Below are 19094 nucleotides of genomic sequence, written 5' to 3'. Positions count from 1 at the left end.
GCTGGTCAGTCCCAACTGAGGCCCCCGCGTCGCCACTCATATGCGTAGGCGACCGATACGTTGAAGATGAACAAGCCCATTGCAGCGAGACCAAATAGTCCGAGGGCATCGAAGTGAACAGCCCACGGGTACAGAAAAACGATTTCAACACCAAAAATGATGAACAACATGGCGGTTAGGTAGTACTTGATGGAAAATCGGCCACCTCCAAGCGGTTGTGGAGTTGGGTCGATTCCGCATTCGTAGGCGTCCATTTTTGCCCTGTTGTAGCGGCTGGGGCCAATAAGTGATGCCATGACGGCCGATACCACTGCGAATGCGACTGCGATGGCGCCGAGGACGAAAATTGGGGCGTAAAGGTTCATCGCGCCAATGCCTCCAATCTCGCAACCGTGTCAGTTCGCGCGACCGTGGTCCCGCAGGTGACTTGAAGCCTCACATGTGACACAGAACTATATTGATGTCACTATGTGATCTTCATCTCAGGGTACCGGTGGTTTTGGTTGAAGGCTCGTTTTTCACACCATGGCGTTTTGTGCGGTGAGATACGTAAACCTAAGAACGGCAGGAGAATTGATGGGAATCGGACATCAAAACTAAAACTGTGCTCCACATCACATTCTGCACGGCTAGGCTTAATGCATCGAATCCTGCAGAACCCAAGGAGCACCGACATGCGGATCTCAGACCTACTTCGGAACAAAGGCTCCGAGGTCGCGACCATATCCGGAGAAGCGACAGTCGCTGATCTCCTGGCCATGCTTGCTGAGCGCAACGTCGGCGCGTTGGTTGTAGCCGATACCAGCAGTCAAGGCAAACCCCGACTCGTGGGGATTGTGTCCGAACGGGACATCGTCCGTCACCTTCATCGAGGTGGTGCTGCCGTACTGTCCGCCAGGGTCGCCGACATCATGACTACAGATGTGTACTCCTGCGTCCCAGAGGATCACGTCGACAGTCTTGCCGAGACAATGACAGAGCGCCGAGTTCGCCACATGCCGGTAATTGTCGACGACAAGCTAGTAGGCATCGTAAGCATCGGGGATGTCGTAAAAAGCAGAATTAGCGAGCTCGAGAGCGACCGTCAGCATCTCGAGTCGTACATCGCCGGGGGATAGGCCTGTAGCGCCCATCACGATCAGTGATTGTTGCGAACCAAGCCGATGATTGTGTCGGCAAGCTCAAACGGATCGACTGGGTGCGCGACGATCGCCTCGGCGCGCGACCAACGCGCCAACCATGCATCGTCTTTTCTTCCCACTAACACGACAACAGGCGGGCATGGAAAGAACTCATCCTTAAGTTGTTTCGCCAATCCCAGGCCACCCACGGGCGCTGCTTCGCCGTCGAGGATAACGAGGTCAATCCCGCCGCCTTCGAGTTTCTGTAACACGACCGGAGCTGTCGCCACTTCTACGTACTCAAAGGGGCCCACGTGCAGACTTGGTCGCCGACCCAGGCCTTCAGTCACCTTGGCGCGGGTGAGTGCGTCGTTGGAATAGACCAGAACTGTCAACGTACCCGTTGCATTCTTGTCGCTAACAGTGGCATCAGTCACCCCGCTGATGCTACCTACAGGATTACGCGTTTCGGTACAAACCGCGCGCCCGCGCGGCCCGGCGCGCCCGACGGAGTGTGCGCTTCTGCTCCCGGCGGAAACGCTTCAGCTCTGCGATTGCAGTCCTGAGCCCGCGGCGGATGTCTTCCCTAAGCTCTTGCGAATTGTCGCTTTGTGCTTGTGCGCGTGCGGCAGCCGCACGGTATAGAACCTGGGAAAAACGCAGTTCGGAAGCAGTTTCGGGTGCGTCATCAGACGTGCGGCGAAGGAACTTGTCCGGTAGCGCCAGTTTGTTGATTGTACGAAGCGTCAATAGGTACTGCGTCGGCAGTGACCCTGTGGTGTATGGCAGATCGTATTTATCGCACAGTGCTTGAACGCGGGTGCTGATCTCCGCGTATCGATTGCTGGGAAGGTCTGGGAAAAGGTGATGTTCAATCTGGTAGCACAAGTTGCCCGTCATGAACGCTAACGCTGGTCCCGCATTGATGTTGGCGGTGCCGAGCATTTGGCGGAGGTACCACTCGCCTTGACTTTCGTCTTTCACATCGTCAAGGGAGAACTTTTCTGCACCATCCGGGAAATGGCCACAGAAGATGACGACGTAGGTCCATAAGTTGCGCATCACGTTCGCAGTGACATTTGCGCCAAGTGTGCGCTTCCAACGCGGGCCGCTCAACGCCGGATAGTAGATGTAATCCTTGGTGGTTTGGTTTGCAATCTTGCGAACCAAAGAGGGCACCGCTCGCGCCGTCCGTGGCGGACTGAGAGGTGTGTGGTCTTTCGACCCAACTTTCGGAGGCAGGTCATGTAGTGCGATGCCCCACTCGAAAAGCAACCCAAGGATGATGTTCTGCAGTGGCTGCACAAGGTGCACGGGTCGCCACTCTTGGTCGCGGGTGACGCGGATGATCCCGAACCCGACGTCACTGTCCATACCGATGATGTTGGTGTACTTGTGGTGTGTCACATTGTGGGCGTATTTCCACTGCTCGGACGTACCTACAAGGTCCCATTCCCAGGTGCTGGAGTGGATTTCTGGATCATTCATCCAATCCCACTGGCCGTGCAAGACGTTGTGGCCAATCTCCATATTTTCGATTGACTTCGCGGCGCCGAGCCCGATAGTGCCAAGCACGAGCGCTGTTTTTGAGCGACCGCCAAGAAAGATGAGCAAGCGACTAGCTGCGTCAAGGGTCCGTTGGGCTGCGATTGTGCGCGTGATATACCGGGCGTCACGTTCGCCTAGCGATTCTTCGACCTCGCGCCTAATCGAATCAAGTTCGTGGCGCAACGCCTCAATGTCCGATGCGCTCAGGTGCGAGTACTCGGCAATGTCAGAGATGGCCATCGGTGCCCTTCCACATGTTTTTGCAGCTGCGTGTATCAGGAGGACGCCACGAGACCAGATCCTGCGCACCTACTACTTTACGCCACAATTGAGTATGGGGTTGAGCGGCAAGGGACGCCACACAGTTTGACTTGGTTTGGAATACTGCCGGGGTGACCACCGAACTTTGGATTGTAGTAGCCGTCGTCCTCGCCCTCATCGCTGTGGCGTTGATTGTCGGTGCGGTGCTGTACCGGCGCCGTCGAATAACTTTGACCAAACCACCAGAAGTTGACTCAAAAGGTAAGTCGGGTGGTTATCAGGCAAAAGGCGGGTTCAGCTTCAGTCAGGGCGCTTCATCTGACAGCCCGACAGCGCTGAAGGAACCGCCCGCAAAGCCTCAGCCGCCCACCACTCATCCTGTAACGAGTGCGCCCGGAGGGGAGCGGACTGACACGGATGGGCAACCGCACGTCGGTGATGACGCGAGTGTCCCTCGTGACGCAGTAAAGCGCCCCATTCGGGATGTCGAGATTCCCGACGCAGTTGAACCTTTAGAGACCAAAGAACCAGCGCCTGCCCTAGAGCGTCCCGAAGATCCAGAACTATTAGAGGAACTGGCGGCTCCGGTCGAGGAAGTGCCGGTCCTCGATGAGATCGATCCATCGGAGGGGCGCCTTGATCGACTTCGCGGGCGCCTCGCGAGGTCGCAGAACGCCGTAGGTAAGAGTCTCCTCGGCCTACTCGGCGGCGGCGACCTAGACGAAGAATCGTGGGAAGAAGTCGAGGACACACTGCTGATAGCAGACCTCGGATCAGCTACCACCACAATGGTCGTCGACCGTCTTCGCGAACAAATGGTCGCACGATCCGTCCGAACTGAGTCAGATGCTCGCGCACTTCTGCGTGAAGTTCTCATAGACGCCTTGCGGCCTGAACTCGACCGGTCGATTCACGCTTTACCCCATGACGACACGCCTTCAGTACTCCTTGTCGTCGGTGTCAACGGCACAGGGAAGACCACTACGACGGGCAAACTTGCTCGGGTACTCATTGCTGATGGTCGTCGAGTCCTGCTCGGCGCCGCCGATACTTTTCGGGCAGCAGCCGCAGACCAACTTCAAACTTGGGCCGAACGAGTCGGTGCGGAAGTGGTCCGCGGAAAAGAAAGCGCCGACCCAGCTTCAGTGGCATTTGACGCTGTAACTCGTGGAATCGAAGCCGGTGTAGACACGGTTTTGATCGACACAGCCGGGCGATTGCACACCAAGACTGGCCTGATGGACGAACTCGGTAAGGTCAAGAGGGTTGTAGAAAAGCGAACTAAGGTCGACGAAGTGTTGCTTGTTTTGGACGCCACCGTCGGTCAAAATGGCCTCAACCAGGCTAAAGTCTTTTCCGAAGTCGTGGACATTACTGGTGTGGTGCTAACCAAACTCGACGGCACAGCAAAAGGCGGCATCGTTTTCCAGGTGCAACATCAACTCGGGGTGCCCGTCAAACTCGTTGGTCTCGGAGAAGGCGCTGATGATCTCGCCCCATTCGAGCCGGCCGCATTTGTTGATGCTCTGCTGTAAGAGCTAACGGCATAAAGAGCCAGCAACGTAGCCTTTCGGCCACGTTTCGAGGCGATCACAGTGTTGCCTCAAACAGGGTTCACCTCGGCGTTGACAACCTTCGCAAATGGCCCACTCCTGCACTGTGGTGATAACAGATTTACATCACAAACCGCATTGCGGGAGGTGGGCCATGAGTGCCTGGTTGCGTCTGATGACTGTCACTGTTGCTGCTGCGATGAGCGTGGTGGTTGCGCCACTTGCCGCTGCGGACAACTCAGGTTCGGGCAGTACCGAGGCCAGGCAGGCTTACAGCGACGCAATTGACACGTCCGCGGGCAGGGTTGTGGCGTATCAAACCGGCGCCAACTTTCCGATGGCTATGCAACGTCAAGACCGAAGCTGGTACTCGACACCACGTGACGCCCGCATAGTGGTGGTCCCAAACGCCCGGCGCACCATCACTGGCCGACTACTTCTTGATGCGCAGGGTGGTTCCGACCGTTGCGCGAACACTCCCGGCACACAAACTTCTGACGGCACGCAATTGAGATCTGCTTTGTTCTCCGCGGACGAGGCATGGCGAGCGCTCGATAATCCCGCTGTCCTTATTAATACGAATTTCTTTGATGTTCGACCGCAACTGAGCGGCCGGAGTTGGCGCGAGACGTTATGTTCAGCGCCATTCGGTGTCTATTTCGATAACTCTTCTACTGCGTCGGCTGGCGAAAGTGTGGAAGCCGCGGAGCGTGCCTTCTATTCGGGGCCGAAGGGTTTGACTGGTGAACTCGAACAAGGCTGGGGGAGGCTCGCAACATTTGTTATAAGTGGTGATGGCACCGGCGACAGTTCTGTAGAGATGTTGGTCGCGCCGTCCCCATTCGACAACGATGCCGCCGAGGCCCGGCTCCGGGAATTACAAGACTCTGGTCGAATCTTTACAGCGTTTTCTGGGCTTTCAATTCTCCATCCCTCAGGTGCCGTGGACATTCCTGACGGAGTTCGCACCGCACGTAGCGCAATTGGATACAGTCCAGCTTTCGATCGGCTGTTCGTGGTTCAGGCGGGGTCCGCCCTTGACCCTTCCAGCGGGTTGACGCAGGAGGAACTCGGCGACCTGTTCCGCGGTCTCGGTGCGACTATGGCGGTCCAGCTCGACAGCGGGGGATCCTCGGCACTGGTCATTAACCGCCATAGTGGTGTGTTTTGGGCAGGTGAAGGCGTCAATGACGGCGCAGCTCCTGCTGGAGCGTGCCCTGAGCTTCACGATGCGGTCTGCAGTCCAGGAATGACGGCGAGCGGTCAAAGTCGGCAAGTTCCGAGTTGGCTCGGGATCGGCACCCCCGTCTTTGCGGACGGGGAGCCAGGTGACGGGGAGCCAGGTGACGGGGAGCCTGTTTACGGGGAGATTGGTGACGGCGAGATTGGTGACGGCGAGCACACGGAAATGCCCGACGAATTGCCCGAATATTTGGATTAAACCGGACGAAAACTCCCAGGAGCAATCGGCAAGTAACACAAATCGGGCGTTCGGTTACATGGCGGAAACATCGTAGCGCCCCGGACGAAACAACAAATGAGCACTATTGCCTCAGTCGGCGTGCTGACGGGTACGCCAGGAGGAGGAAATAGGTGGAAGAGATCAATTACGGCACCACTGCTTGGATGTTGGTGTCCGCATCATTGGTCCTACTGATGACCCCGGGCCTCGCATTCTTCTATGGCGGTATGTCCCGGCAAAAATCAGTGTTGAACATGATGATGATGTCATTCGGCACATTGGGTGTTGTTGGTGTGATTTACGTGCTGTGGGGCTGGTCAATGTCCTACGCCGAAGAGAGCATCGGTGGCATCTTCGGAAACCCATTCGAGCAGTTCGGCCTAAACGGCGCAATTTACGACAGCGCAGGCGAATACCTTCTCGATGGTGGCCTTCCTGTGATTGTCGATGTGGGCTTCCAGGCCACATTCGCGATCATCACAGTCGCCCTTATCAGCGGTGCGCTTGCTGAGCGCGTGAAATTCGGTACCTGGTTGACGTTCGCCGCACTTTGGGTCACTTTCGCGTTCTTCCCCATGGCTCACATGGTGTGGGGTGGCGGCCTGTTGTCCGAAGACGGTCCATTCTCAGACCTCTTCGAAGGAATTGAGCCAATCGACTTCGCCGGTGGCACCGTGGTGCACATTAACGCTGGTGTGGCAGCACTCGTGCTCGCCCTGATCATCGGCAAGCGTGCAGGATTCGGAAAGACGGCTTACCGCCCGCACAACCTTCCGTTCGTCATGCTCGGTGCAGCCCTTCTATGGTTCGGTTGGTTCGGATTCAACGCCGGTTCTGCCTATGCAGCCGATGGTGAAGCAGGCCTAGCTTGGGTGAACACCACCACCGCAACCGCTGCGGCAATTCTCGGCTGGCTCCTCGTTGAGCGGATCCGCGACGGCAAGGCCACCAGCCTTGGTGCAGCATCCGGTATCGTCGCCGGTCTTGTTGCTATCACTCCTGCGGCTGGTTCGATCAGCCCAGTCGGCTCCATCGCTCTTGGTGCCATCGCCGGTGCGTTGTCTGCCCTTGCTGTTGGACTGAAGTTCAAGTTCGGTTACGACGACTCGCTCGACGTCGTGGGTGTCCACCTCGTTGCTGGTCTGTGGGGCACCGTGGCCATTGGTTTCCTCGCTACTGAAACCGGTTTGTTCTACGGTGGAGGAATCGGGCAGTTTGTGGTCCAGGCCTTGATTGCCCTTGTGGCTATCGTCTTCGCGGCAGTGGTCACCGTCATCATTGCTTACATGGTCATGCCTCTCGGATGGCGCATCAGCGATGAAGACGAACACCGTGGCATCGACGAGGTCGAACACGCGGAATCCGCGTACGACCTCGCCTGAGGCACAGCACAATTGAGTTCCATGACCGTGACGGGCACAGCGCATAGCACAACGCCTGTGCCCGTCACGGGCACACAACCGCATTAGCCCCAACTGCTCCGGAGGAAAGCATCCATGAAGCTGATCACGGCAATCATCAAGCCGTTCACGCTAGAAGACGTGAAAACAGGTTTAGAACAGGCTGGCGTACTCGGTATGACCGTCAGTGAAGTCCAAGGCTACGGTCGTCAGAAGGGCCACACCGAGGTTTACCGCGGTGCTGAGTACTCCGTTGACTTCGTGCCCAAGATGAAAATCGAAGTTGTCGTCGAGGCGTCCGCCGTCGACAAGGTCGTTGACATCATTGTCGAGGCCTCCCGAACCGGCAAGATTGGTGACGGAAAAGTTTGGGTTACACCGGTCGAGGGTGTGGTGCGTGTACGTACCGGCGAGCGCGGCACGGACGCTCTGTAATCCCATTTTGTCCACGAGTGGCCCCGCACCTGCGACTTCGAGCGTGGTGCCGGGGCCACTCCCATCTTTGAGGGACTTCATCACTGTGACTTCGCCCCGCGTGACTCCCACTAATGCCGCTGACCTCCACCACGCACGCAAACAACTCATCACTGCTACCGCAGGGCTCGATGCGCCAGCAGTTCGTGATGTATTCGTTGATCTCTATGAAGTCTGGTTGCACACCAAGGGTGCAGAACTGGGTATCAAACCTGATAGCGGGTTCGCGATTGTCGCCGTAGGCGGTCTTGGTCGTCGAGAGATGTTGCCCTACTCCGACCTTGACTTGATCCTGTTGCACGACGATGCGAACCCAAGCGCGGTGTCCGACATCGCCGATAGCTTGTGGTATCCCCTTTGGGACGCGCACATCAAGCTTGATCACAGTGTGCGCACCGTTCCGCAAGCCATCGACGTTGCGAGCAAAGACATGACGGCTCTTCTTGGCATGCTCGAAGCGCGTCACATTGTTGGTGATACCGAACTCAGCTCACTGCTGACCAATGGAGTCCGTCAGCAGTGGCGGTCCAACATTCGAAGTCGTTTTGGGGAACTCGTTGAGCAGGCCGAACAACGGTGGGACCGGCACGGGGAAATCGCCCACCGAGCGGAACCAGACCTGAAGAATGGTCGCGGAGGGTTGCGCGATATCCAACTCCTTCACGCACTGTCGGTCGCACAACTAACTGATGTGACGCCTGGGTTCCGCAACGACGGCCACCCAGGCGGAGTTCAAGGGGCGCACCGTCGACTACTTGACATTCGTACTGAGCAGCACCGCGTAGCCGGACGCGCGAGGGACCAACTGCGCGCTCAGGACGCGGACGAAGTGGCTGCCGCGTTGCACCTCGGCGATAGGTTTGACCTAGCCCGGACCTTGAGTGACTGTGCTCGGACGATCAGTTTTGCCACCGAAACAGGCATCCGGACCGCTCGAAACGCCCTTCCCAGGGGTGTGCTCGGTGGGCTCCGGCGTACACCCGCCCGCAGGCCTCTCGACGAAGGAATAGTGGAGCACGGCGGCGAAGTGGTGTTGGCCCGCGATGCACGGCCACAGCGTGATCCGGCGCTTGTGCTCAGGGCGGCAGCTGCAGCCGCAACGTCGGGGTATCCGCTGGCTGTAGGCACTTTGACGAGGCTTGCCGATACAGCGCCGGAGTTGAAGACGCCGTGGCCGAGAGAAGCGATACACGACTTGTTGGTGTTGCTTGGTTCGGGTCGGGGAATGATTCCCGTCATCGAAGCACTTGACCGCACGGGTTTGTGGGGTCGAATACTGCCGGAATGGGGCGCGGTTCGAGACTTGCCGCCCCGCGACGCAATCCACACTTGGACTGTTGATCGCCATCTCGTTGAAACCGTTGCGTACGCTGACGCGCTCACGACACGAGTGTCCCGCCCAGACTTGTTGCTTTTGGGTGCGCTTATGCACGATCTGGGGAAGGGACGCGGCGGCGACCACAGTGTTGTCGGTGCCGAACTAGCGAAGCACATCGGAGCAAGGATGGGCTTGCCCGCAGCGGATATTGCAGTTCTCTCCGCCGTTGTGCGCCACCATTTGTTGCTACCGCACACCGCGACGCGCCGTGACGTCACTGACCCTGACGTCGCTCACGAGGTTGTCGATGCGCTCGGTGGTTCCCGTGTACTGCTCGAACTGCTACATGCGCTCGCCCAAGCGGATTCTCTTGCCACAGGTGCCGGAGTGTGGAGCGAATGGAAGGCCTCGCTCATTAGTGAGTTGGTGCGGCGATGCGAGAGTGTGATGGCGGGGGAGGAACTCCCTGAACCGGACCCTCTGGATCCAGACCTTATGCGTCGTCTCGAAGCTGGCACGGACGGTTCCGTACCGCTGCGGGTGACATTGCGCCCAACTGAACGTAATCACATGTACGAACTAGCCATCACCGGACCGGACAGTCGAGGACTGCTCGCGAAGGCTGCGGGCGTACTGACGCTGAACTCGCTTCGCGTCCACGGCGCCTCCGTCACAGGCTATGAGGGAGGCGCACTCAATGTCTTCATGGTGTCTCCTCGGTTCGGATCGCCGCCAGATCCCGGATACCTGCGCCAAGAGTTGGCACGCGCGCTTGACGGTCAGGTCAACATCACAGCCTTGCTTGACGAGCGGTGGAAACAATCCGGGCCAGTGCATTCGCATTCGGTTTCCTACGACGACATCAGCGACGATGTCACCCCGCCAGGAACTGGTGTACTTGGGTCGCAAAAAGCAGCTGTTCCCGCACAAAATCGGGACGCGCCGCCCGTCATTAAATGGTTTTCCTCCAAGACACCTGACGAGGCCATCCTTGAAGTGCGCTCAATAGACCAACTTGGGCTGCTCAGCCGGGTGGCGGGTGCGCTTGAGCAGTCAGGTGCGGATATTCGATGGGCGAAAGTCACCACCATGGGCGCGTATGTCGATGACGTGTTCTGCGTGCGTTTCACCGAGAATTCGGATGCACGAGCGCGCGCTGATGTGGCGGTGCGGATGGTGCTTCCACAGTCGAGACAATCTCAATAATTGGGCCGTGCTTGCTTGGCCCGCAGAGTTTCGGCGCTGCGGGCAGTTACCCTGTAGGAGGCCGTCGGTTGTTTACGACAGTTTAAACCGGCACGATCAAGTTTTCGGTTCGGCAAATAAGGAGTGCACTCGGTGTTCGATTCCCTGTCAGACAGGTTGAATGGCGCGTTTAAGGGGCTGCGCGGCAAAGGGCGCCTCACCGACGCGGACATTGACGCCACGTGCCGCGAAATCCGCCTGGCACTCCTTGAAGCAGACGTTGCGCTGCTTGTGGTGCGCGAGTTCATCAAGAAGATCAAGTTGCGCGCAAAAGGCGCAGAAGTGCACGGGGCACTCAATCCCGCGCAGCAGGTAGTCAAGATTGTCAATGAGGAGCTTGTTGGGATCCTCGGCGGTGAGACGCGACGCCTCACTTTCGCGAAAACCCCACCGACAGTCATCATGCTGGCGGGTCTGCAAGGTAGCGGTAAGACAACTCTTGCCGGAAAGCTGTCTTACTACCTCAAGAAGCAAGGGCACACGCCACTTCTTGTCGCCTGTGACCTCCAACGACCAGGTGCAGTCAAGCAGCTGCAAATTGTTGGTGAACGAGCAGGCGTAGCAGTGTTTGCGCCACACCCCGGAACGTCCGTTGGGGGCGGCGAAAATCCGCTGGGGATCACGGCCGCAGACCCAGTGAATGTTGCTCGTGATGGCGTCGCGGAGGCGCGATCCAAGCAGCACGACATCGTGATTGTCGACACCGCTGGTCGTCTTGGTATTGACGCGGAACTGATGGAGCAGGCCTCAAACATTCGTGATGCCGTCCAGCCAGACGAAGTGTTATTCGTGCTCGATTCGATGGTGGGCCAGGACGCCGTGATGACGGCGAACTCGTTCGCTGACGGTGTTGGGTTCTCAGGTGTCGTGCTCACCAAACTTGACGGTGATGCACGAGGCGGTGCGGCACTCAGCGTCCGTGAAGTAACCGGTAAGCCGATTATGTTCGCGTCGACTGGCGAGAAACTTGAAGACTTCGACGTCTTCCACCCCGATCGCATGGCGAGTCGGATCCTCGGTATGGGTGACGTGCTCAGCCTGATCGAGCAAGCTGAGCAGGTTTTTGACGCGGAGCAAGCCGAAGCGACAGCGCAGAAGATCGGTTCTGGCGAACTTTCCCTGGAAGACTTCCTGGACCAAATGATGGCTATCCGCCGAATGGGGCCGCTATCGAACCTCATGGGAATGCTTCCCGGTGCCGGAGGCATGAAGGAAGCCCTCGAACAGGTTGACGAGAAACACCTCGACCGCATTCAGGCAACAATCCGCGGCATGACACCGGCTGAACGAGCGAACCCGAAAATTATCAACGCATCACGTCGTCTTCGTATCGCCAACGGGTCCGGTGTGACCGTTGCAGAAGTGAATCAACTTGTTGACCGGTTCTTCGAAGCCCGCAAAATGATGTCGGCAATGGCCGGGCGCATGGGCTTGCCAGGTGGCAACCAGCGCCGCAGCAAGACCCGCAAGGGCAAGAAGGGTAAGGCGAAGGGCCGCGGACCCACTCCACCAAAGATGCGCGGCGGTATGCCACCAGGAATGGGAATGCCACCAGGCATGCCGAACCTTTCCAATATGCCTAAAGGTTTAGACCAGTTGCCACCAGGTCTCGAGGGTCTAGACCTGTCACAACTTAACTTCCCCAACAAAGGCAAGAAGGGGTAGTTCGCGGTGGTGGCACTGCATGTGCGGGGTGTCGCCCTGCCCGAGGAACAGCAGATTGACCTGTGGAGCGTCGACGGCGTGTGGAGCGCTGAACCAATCCCACATGCCACGACCATTGTCGACGGTGGATTCATCACCGAGGGACTGGTTGATGCGCACTGTCACATCGGAATTCGGTACGGCGGTGGCGACGAATCACCTGACGGAATGCGTGCACAGGCGCACACAGAGGTTGCGGCAGGCGTGCTCCTCGCTCGTGACGCCGGGTCGCCTGTATCGACGCGATTTCTCGACGACGAACCTGCGATGCCCCGAATCATTCGTGCGGGCAGGCACATCGCTGCACCAAAGCGGTATATCCGCGGACTCGGTGTGGACGTCGAGCAGGAGCGTGACCTTCCCGAAGAGGTTCGCCGTCAAGCTCGTCGTGGCGACGGTTGGGTCAAGCTCGTGGGCGACTGGATTGACCGCAGCGTCGGGGACCTTGCCCCGCTATGGAGTGACGAGATCCTTCAGGAAGCAATTGCGGCTGCGCATGAGGAAGGTGCACGCGTAACCGCGCATGTCTTCGGTGAAGACGCACTGCCTGGACTTCTACATGCGGGCATCGACTGCATTGAGCATGGCACGGGCCTTACCGATGACACGATTTCTTACATGGCTGACAACGGAGTCGCGCTCGTACCTACGTTGGTAAATATCGACAACTTCCCGGCAATTGCAGACAGCGCTGAGCGATTCCCTACCTACGCGGCTCATATGCGTGACCTACATGCTCGAGTCACCACCACCGTGGCTAAAGCTGTGGAAGCCGGAGTGGCTGTTTACACAGGTACAGATGCTGGGGGAATGGTTCATCACGGCAGGATCGCGGATGAGATCGCCCGGCTGCACCAATGCGGGATGACACCTGATGACGCTTTTCTCGCGGGAAGTTCACGTGCCCGCGAGTGGCTGCTTGGTACACATGCCCGGTTTGTGCCCGGGTCTCGAGCTGACGCAGTCATTTACGCAGATGACCCACGCGTGAGTGCCGCCACTCTGCAGCCGCAACGCGTGATTTGTGCTGGCACAGTGGTGGTATGAGAGATTCCGAGGAACCGGACGGTACTCGTGGTGACAGGGCCGGTGGTGACGGGGCCAGTAGCGACGGGGCCAGCAGCCACTCGGACGGGCAACCACCAGTACCGCCGGACTGGTGGTATCCGCACGGTATAAGTCGGTTCCCGCGGGCAGGCAACATCGCCGATTCGCAAGGCTACACCGGTTCGCCCAATAACCCCGATAGCTCAGAACGCGGCGGATACGTCGATACACCGCAGCTGTGGGGCAAGCGCACCTTCGAGCCTCGGCGACTCGAGACCATCTCGCGGTCGCATCGCAACGACCACCGCTGGGCCCGAGCAGACCGAAATGTTGCTGAGCGCGCAAATGGTCAGAAGTGGGGTTTGGGCGCTGCCTTTGCCGTGCTCTTGGTCAACTTGCTGGGGTTTGTTGTCGCGGCTCAACTGGTAGACATTGACAGCCCTTTGATCATCGTGGCTGTCATCGCGCCAACATTTCTTGCCGCCGTCGTTGCGGTCCTCATCACTGTCGTCCGGGGCAATGGCCCGATGACCGACTTCGGATTGCCCCGCACGATGAACACCGCAATGCAGAACATCGGCGTTGGGTTAGCTTTCGGAACTGCATCCGTCATCGGCGGGCTCTTCCTAGTTCTCGGTCTCATCGGTTTCAGTGACGAGCTTCCAACGAGTCCTCTCGAACAACTCGGGGACCAATCACTGAATTGGCGCATCGCCCTAGCAATGTGGATTTGGCTCGGGGCTCCAGTCGCTGAAGAGCTCATCTTTCGTGGGATCGTGTGGGGCGCTCTCGACAAGCAGCGTTTTGCTTCGCGTTGGGTAAATCTGGCGCAACTTGTCAGTACCAACTGGTCGGTACTCATCATCACAGCGCTCGTGTTTGGCCTGTGGCACTTGGAACCGTGGCGATTAGGAATCTTGGTTTTCGCGGGGTTGATGTTTGGGCTTGCGCGGCTCTATACCGGGTCAGTGCTCGGCTCGATGGTCGCGCACAGCGTCAACAATGCGCTGCCTGCGATGAGCATTATTTTTCTACCCATGGCGCTTCCCTAGTCCGGGCACCCAGCCAGGGCACGTAGGCAGGGCACGCAGGCAGGGCACGCACCAGGGCACGCAGCCTGGGCATCTGGGCGGGGACGACGGGACCACTCGACATATCTCCGCCGAAACGAGGTGCTGTGACGCTGAATTACCGATTTTGCGCTGTCGTCTGGCACAATGAAACGCTGTTCCCCGAGTAAAGATTGTTGGCACTAATAGGGCTATTACTCTGTGGTGGACCACGAAACCGCAAAACCGGGTGCACTAAACCGTGTGCATCGCTGAATTGCACCGTGACCAGTATGAAGGAGAGCTACATCCGTGGCTGTTAAGATCCGGCTCCAGCGACTCGGCAAGATCCGTAGTCCCCAGTACCGCATCATTGTCATTGACTCACGCACCCGTCGTGACGGACGCGCCATCGAAACAATTGGCAAATACCGTCCGAAGGAGGAGCCGAGCTTTATTGAGGTCGACTCTGAGCGCGCGCAGTACTGGCTCGGTGTTGGCGCACAGCCAACCGAACCTGTACTCAACCTGCTGAAGATCACAGGCGATTGGCAGAAGTTCAAAGGCCTTCCTGGCGCCGAAGGCACCTTGAAGACTGCTGCACCGAAGCCAACCAAGCTTGAGCTCTTCCAGGCAGCGCTTGCGGAAGCTGACGGTGCAGGTGAGGCTGAAGCTGCAACACCAAAGAAGAAGGCCCCTAAGAAGGCGGAAGAAGCAGCTGCCGAGGCGCCTGCTGAAGCCAAGCCCGCTGAAGAGGCCGCACAACAGTGAGTTCCGTACTCGTTGATGCAGTCGAGCATCTCGTCCGAGGGATTGTGTCCCAACCTGACGAGGTGCGAGTGGGGATGATCACCAATCGTCGTGGCCGCACTGTTGAAGTGCATGTTCACCCAGACGATCTCGGTAAGGTGATCGGTCGTGGCGGTCGTACCGCTACAGCACTGCGCACCCTCGTCTCCAGCATCGGCGGACGTGGCGTGCGTGTCGATGTGATCGATACAGATCATTGATAAACAGGTACGCACAATGGATCTAGTGATCGGGCGCGTTGCGAAAGCCCACGGTGTTCATGGCGAACTCGTAGTTGAGATTCGTACGGATGACCCTGAGGCTCGTTTCGCGCCCGGTACCACCTTGCGTGGTCAAAAAGGCCGTAATGGTGTGAAAGAAAACTTCGTTGTCGAAGCTGCCAGGGAACACTCTGGGCGTCTTCTCGTAAGGCTGCAGGGCATCGACGACCGAGACGCCGCGGACCGAATTCGCGGCACACTTTTCTTAGTCAACTCAGACGACATTCCGCGCTCTGATGATGACGAATATTATGACCACGAACTCGAAGGGCTTGACGTACGCCTTGGCGACGGCACAACCCTCGGTAAGCTTCGTGAAGTGCTGCATACGGCAGCTGGTGAACTGCTCGCGGTGAAGACCCCTGACGGTAGGGAAGTACTCATCCCCTTCGTCATGGAGATGGTCCCTGAAATTGATCTTGATGCAGGCTTTGTCACTGTCACTCCACCAGATGGCTTGCTGGAGCTCTGACGACAGCAGTGCGTCTCGACGTCGTCACTATCTTCCCAGACTATCTTGAACCCTTGCGCGCTTCCTTACTCGGCAAGGCTCGTGAGCGCGGCATCATCGACGTAGACATCCATGACCTACGGGCATGGGCTACAGATGTTCACCGGTCAGTGGATGACTCTCCCTACGGGGGTGGGCCGGGCATGGTGATGAAGCCAACGGTGTGGGGCGATGCCCTCGATGCTGTCTGTCCCGACGATGCATTGCTTGTTTTTCCCACACCAGGTGGAGCACCCTTCACGCAGGAAACCGCACAACGCTGGTCCGCTGAGAAGCATCTTGTATTCGCTTGTGGGCGCTACGAAGGAATCGATCAACGGGTGATTGACGATGCCTCATCAAGAATGCGCGTGGAAGAGGTGTCGCTTGGTGACTACGTCCTCATCGGTGGTGAAGTCGCTGTTCTTGTCATGGTGGAAGCTGTAGTCCGGCTCATACCTGGGGTCCTAGGCAACCAACAATCACATCAAGAAGATTCGTTCTCCGACGGATTGCTGGAAGGACCAAGTTATACCCGACCAGCATCGTGGCGCGGCCGCGACGTGCCGCCCGTATTGATGTCTGGGGACCATGCAAAGATCGCGCTATGGCGTCGCCAGCAGGCTCTGCTAAAGACTGCGCAGAGGCGCCGAGAACTCCTGCTGCCAGAGTTGCTCGACGCGCGCGACACATCGTTTCTCGATGCCGAAATGCCAAACTGGCGCGCACCATGACGGCGAGTGATGTTCAACCTTGTCGGACTTGCGCGGTACTCTGCCCGCTGTGACTACTGCTGTGAAGCCTGTATCCCAACGAATCGCTGAAGAACTCCGCGTCGCGGAATGGCAAGTAGCTGCGGCAATCGGGCTTCTCGACGGAGGATCGACCGTTCCATTCGTGGCCCGTTACCGCAAGGAAGTTACGGGTGGTCTCGACGACGCCCAGCTCCGTGAGCTCGATGAACGGCTCCGGTACTTACGGGATCTTGATGACAGGCGAGCAAGCATCCTGGAATCGATTGCTGCGCAGGGAGCGCTCACCGATGAGGTGGCGCAGCAGATCAATCAAGCCGACACAAAGTCCAGGCTTGAGGACATCTATCTTCCTTTCAAACCTAAACGGCGCACCAAAGCTCAGATTGCTCGTGAAGCTGGCCTCGAACCACTGGCCAATGCACTTCTTGAGAACCCAAACCTTAATCCCGATGAATTTGCGCGCCAGTTCATCGACCCCACAAAAAACATTAACGATGCTGCTGAGGCGCTCGACGGTGCACGATCAATTGTGGTTGAACGTGTTTCGGAAGACGCAGACCTCGTTGGCGCGATCCGAGAATCTCTGTGGAAACGGGGCCGCATAGTCTCAACGGCAAAGAAGGGGATGGAAGAGTCGGGGGCGAAGTACTCCGACTACTTCGACTTCGCCGAATCCTTCACACGGCTGCCCTCGCATCGCGTTCTCGCGCTCTTACGCGGTGAAAAGGAGGGCATACTCTCGCTCACCTTCGACCCGGAACCAAAATCAGCCGAATCGGCGCCAGTTGTTTCCGTGTACGAAAGCATGATCGCTGCGAAGCTCGGAGTAGAGCAACGTGGCAGGCCAGGGGACAAGTGGCTAGGCGATACTGTTCGCTGGGCCTGGAAGACGAAACTGTTCGTCAGCGCTAGCCTCGACATCCGCGGGCGGATACGGCAACGAGCCGAACGAGACGCTGTTGACGTCTTTTCCAACAATGTTCGCGATCTCCTACTTGCGGCGCCTGCTGGACCCCGGACGACGATGGGGCTCGATCCGGCATACAGAACTGGTGTGAAGGTTGCGGTAGTAGATCAGACCGGCAAAGTCCTCGACACCGTCGCCGTATACCCGCATAAGCCGCAAGGCCAGTGGGACCAAGCCGTAACGACACTCTCGTCACTGGTGAAGAAGCACAATGTGGATCTCATTGCGATTGGAAACGGAACTGCGTCTCGAGAGACTGACGCGCTTGCCGCTGAACTTGTAAAAAAAGTTGCAGATAGATCACTCACTAAGATCGTTGTCTCCGAAGCTGGCGCATCCGTGTATTCGGCGTCGTCGTATGCCAGCAAGGAACTTCCCGACCTAGACGTTTCACTACGCGGCGCAGTCTCGATCGCTCGTCGATTGCAAGATCCGCTCGCCGAACTAGTCAAGATCGACCCCAAGTCACTTGGGGTAGGTCAGTATCAGCACGACATATCTGAATCGCTCCTTGAGCGTTCACTCGATGCTGTAGTTGAGGACGCCGTGAACGCGGTCGGTGTCGACGCGAATATGGCCTCAGCGCCGCTCTTGGCCAGAGTTTCGGGCATCACCACCACGTTGGCGGAAAATATCGTCGCCTATCGGGACGAGCACGGAGCTTTCCGCAAGCGGTCAGCGCTGAAGAATGTTCCTAGGCTTGGACCCAAAGCATTCGAGCAATGCGCGGGGTTTTTGCGAATCGCTGACGGGGACGATCCGCTCGATGCCAGTTCGGTGCACCCGGAGGCATATCCCGTGGTGCGACGCATCATGTCGAAATGCGGTCTTAGTATCAAGGAACTCATCGGTAATACGCGGGCGCTCTCGGAAGTGGACGCCGCAGCATTAGTTGACGACACCTTCGGTGTCCCCACCATTACTGACATCCTTGCTGAACTCGATAAGCCAGGGCGTGATCCACGACCGGAGTTTGCTGCCGCGACGTTTGCTGAGGGCATTGAGAAGGTCTCAGATCTCAGGCCAGGGATGGTGCTTGAAGGTTCCGTCACCAATGTTGCGGCATTCGGGGCCTTCGTTGATATCGGTGTGCACCAAGATGGGCTGGTACATGTGTCAGCGATGGCCAACAAGTTCGTGTCGGATCCCAGAGAGATCGTGCGATCAGGAGACGTCGTTAAGGTCAAAGTCACCAGTGTTGATGTGGCACGCAATCGAATTGGTTTGACCCTCCGGCTCGATGACGATGTCGACAACAAATCACCCGAGTCGACAGGTGCTGGCTTTCAATCTACAAAGCCGAAACGTGTACCCAGCAACGCGCGTGCCAGTAAACCAAACCCCAGTAAACCAAGTGCTGGGCAACCGCAGTCGCAGTCCGCGAGGCGTGAAGGACGGGGCCCTGAGCAAGGTGCGTTGGCAGATGCGTTACGTCGCGCAGGGTACAAAGGGAAAAGTTAAACCGATTTTTCACCCCTGATTCTTTCTGGCATGATGTCAAGGTTGCCTGTAACCGCTTGCGGTCCATGGCACGCACTAAGGGGTATGAACCAGACGAGCAGCAGCGACAGACGAAAAGCGATGCCACTCGGTTCCTCTACTCATAACGCGAAAACGCGAGGAAATGAAC

General features: G+C 57.8%; 17 protein-coding genes. 14 read left to right on the top strand and 3 right to left on the bottom strand.

The window, feature by feature from the left end; all coding sequences use genetic code 11:
• Positions 1-5 precede the first annotated feature (5 nt).
• Positions 6-365, bottom strand: coding sequence for an NADH-quinone oxidoreductase subunit A (locus tag IEW73_RS05860; protein WP_188671531.1), 360 nt, complete (start codon positions 363-365; stop codon positions 6-8).
• Positions 366-674: 309 nt separating this feature from the next.
• Between IEW73_RS05860 and IEW73_RS05855 the strand changes: the two genes are divergently transcribed.
• On the top strand, positions 675-1118 hold the full coding sequence (locus IEW73_RS05855; protein ID WP_188671529.1) for a CBS domain-containing protein: 444 nt from the start codon (positions 675-677) through the stop codon (positions 1116-1118).
• Positions 1119-1138: 20 nt separating this feature from the next.
• Here the strand turns inward: IEW73_RS05855 and IEW73_RS05850 are convergent, their stop codons facing one another.
• Both IEW73_RS05850 and IEW73_RS05845 read right to left on the bottom strand, forming a co-directional pair.
• Positions 1139-1558 (bottom strand): ANTAR domain-containing protein, encoded by a 420-nt coding sequence (locus tag IEW73_RS05850; protein WP_188671527.1) that lies wholly within the window; start codon positions 1556-1558, stop codon positions 1139-1141.
• A gap of 22 nt (positions 1559-1580) precedes the next feature.
• A complete protein-coding gene (locus IEW73_RS05845; RefSeq protein WP_188671524.1) occupies positions 1581-2909 on the bottom strand; it encodes a fatty acid desaturase family protein in 1329 nt (442 codons plus the stop codon).
• A gap of 152 nt (positions 2910-3061) precedes the next feature.
• Here IEW73_RS05845 and ftsY point away from each other — a divergent pair, with 152 nt between their 5' ends.
• From ftsY to IEW73_RS05780, 13 genes are all read left to right on the top strand, one after another.
• Positions 3062-4465, top strand: a complete 1404-nt coding sequence (ftsY, locus tag IEW73_RS05840; protein WP_188671522.1) for a signal recognition particle-docking protein FtsY — start codon at positions 3062-3064, stop codon at positions 4463-4465.
• Positions 4466-4637: 172 nt separating this feature from the next.
• On the top strand, positions 4638-5924 hold the full coding sequence (locus IEW73_RS05835; protein WP_188671520.1) for a phosphodiester glycosidase family protein: 1287 nt from the start codon (positions 4638-4640) through the stop codon (positions 5922-5924).
• A gap of 185 nt (positions 5925-6109) precedes the next feature.
• Entirely contained in the window at positions 6110-7327 is a 1218-nt protein-coding gene (locus IEW73_RS05830) for an ammonium transporter (protein ID WP_206050441.1), read from the top strand.
• A 114-nt stretch (positions 7328-7441) separates the two neighbouring features.
• Positions 7442-7780 carry a P-II family nitrogen regulator gene (locus IEW73_RS05825; RefSeq protein WP_188671517.1) on the top strand — a complete coding sequence of 113 codons (339 nt, stop codon included), beginning with the start codon at positions 7442-7444 and terminating at the stop codon, positions 7778-7780.
• A 67-nt stretch (positions 7781-7847) separates the two neighbouring features.
• The gene (locus IEW73_RS05820; RefSeq protein ID WP_241012383.1) at positions 7848-10343 is read left to right on the top strand and encodes a [protein-PII] uridylyltransferase; all 2496 of its coding nucleotides are present in this window, start codon (positions 7848-7850) and stop codon (positions 10341-10343) included.
• A gap of 132 nt (positions 10344-10475) precedes the next feature.
• Complete coding sequence (gene ffh, locus IEW73_RS05815) at positions 10476-12047, top strand: signal recognition particle protein (protein WP_188671515.1); 1572 nt, start codon at positions 10476-10478, stop codon at positions 12045-12047.
• A 6-nt stretch (positions 12048-12053) separates the two neighbouring features.
• The gene (locus IEW73_RS05810) at positions 12054-13133 is read left to right on the top strand and encodes an amidohydrolase family protein (protein WP_188671513.1); all 1080 of its coding nucleotides are present in this window, start codon (positions 12054-12056) and stop codon (positions 13131-13133) included.
• Positions 13130-14185: a CPBP family intramembrane glutamic endopeptidase gene (locus IEW73_RS05805; RefSeq protein WP_188671511.1), complete on the top strand. Its 1056-nt coding sequence runs from the start codon at positions 13130-13132 to the stop codon at positions 14183-14185. Before IEW73_RS05810 ends, IEW73_RS05805 begins: the two co-directional genes overlap by 4 nt.
• A gap of 309 nt (positions 14186-14494) precedes the next feature.
• Positions 14495-14953 (top strand): 30S ribosomal protein S16, encoded by a 459-nt coding sequence (rpsP, locus tag IEW73_RS05800; protein ID WP_188671509.1) that lies wholly within the window; start codon positions 14495-14497, stop codon positions 14951-14953.
• Complete coding sequence (locus IEW73_RS05795; protein WP_188671506.1) at positions 14950-15192, top strand: RNA-binding protein; 243 nt, start codon at positions 14950-14952, stop codon at positions 15190-15192. The genes rpsP and IEW73_RS05795 overlap by 4 nt, the downstream gene beginning before the upstream one ends.
• A gap of 16 nt (positions 15193-15208) precedes the next feature.
• Positions 15209-15724: a ribosome maturation factor RimM gene (rimM, locus tag IEW73_RS05790; RefSeq protein ID WP_188671504.1), complete on the top strand. Its 516-nt coding sequence runs from the start codon at positions 15209-15211 to the stop codon at positions 15722-15724.
• 8 nt (positions 15725-15732) lie between these two features.
• Positions 15733-16476, top strand: a complete 744-nt coding sequence (gene trmD / locus IEW73_RS05785; RefSeq protein ID WP_188671502.1) for a tRNA (guanosine(37)-N1)-methyltransferase TrmD — start codon at positions 15733-15735, stop codon at positions 16474-16476.
• A gap of 49 nt (positions 16477-16525) precedes the next feature.
• Entirely contained in the window at positions 16526-18925 is a 2400-nt protein-coding gene (locus tag IEW73_RS05780; protein ID WP_188671500.1) for a Tex family protein, read from the top strand.
• The last annotated feature ends 169 nt before the right edge of the window (positions 18926-19094 follow it).

The organism is Hoyosella rhizosphaerae (assembly GCF_014643175.1).
GTDB lineage: Bacteria > Actinomycetota > Actinomycetes > Mycobacteriales > Mycobacteriaceae > Lolliginicoccus > Lolliginicoccus rhizosphaerae.
Note: the sequence above shows the minus strand (reverse complement) of the source record. Positions and strands in the feature narration are given on the sequence as shown.

Coding starts and splice junctions, on each gene's coding strand:
- IEW73_RS05855 (WP_188671529.1), top strand. CDS start 675: ATGCGGATCTCAGACCTACTTCGGAACAAAGGCTCCGAGGTCGCGACC.
- IEW73_RS05845 (WP_188671524.1), bottom strand. CDS start 2,909: ATGGCCATCTCTGACATTGCCGAGTACTCGCACCTGAGCGCATCGGAC.
- IEW73_RS05825 (WP_188671517.1), top strand. CDS start 7,442: ATGAAGCTGATCACGGCAATCATCAAGCCGTTCACGCTAGAAGACGTG.
- IEW73_RS05805 (WP_188671511.1), top strand. CDS start 13,130: ATGAGAGATTCCGAGGAACCGGACGGTACTCGTGGTGACAGGGCCGGT.
- IEW73_RS05835 (WP_188671520.1), top strand. CDS start 4,638: ATGAGTGCCTGGTTGCGTCTGATGACTGTCACTGTTGCTGCTGCGATG.
- IEW73_RS05830 (WP_206050441.1), top strand. CDS start 6,110: ATGTTGGTGTCCGCATCATTGGTCCTACTGATGACCCCGGGCCTCGCA.
- rimM (WP_188671504.1), top strand. CDS start 15,209: ATGGATCTAGTGATCGGGCGCGTTGCGAAAGCCCACGGTGTTCATGGC.
- IEW73_RS05860 (WP_188671531.1), bottom strand. CDS start 365: ATGAACCTTTACGCCCCAATTTTCGTCCTCGGCGCCATCGCAGTCGCA.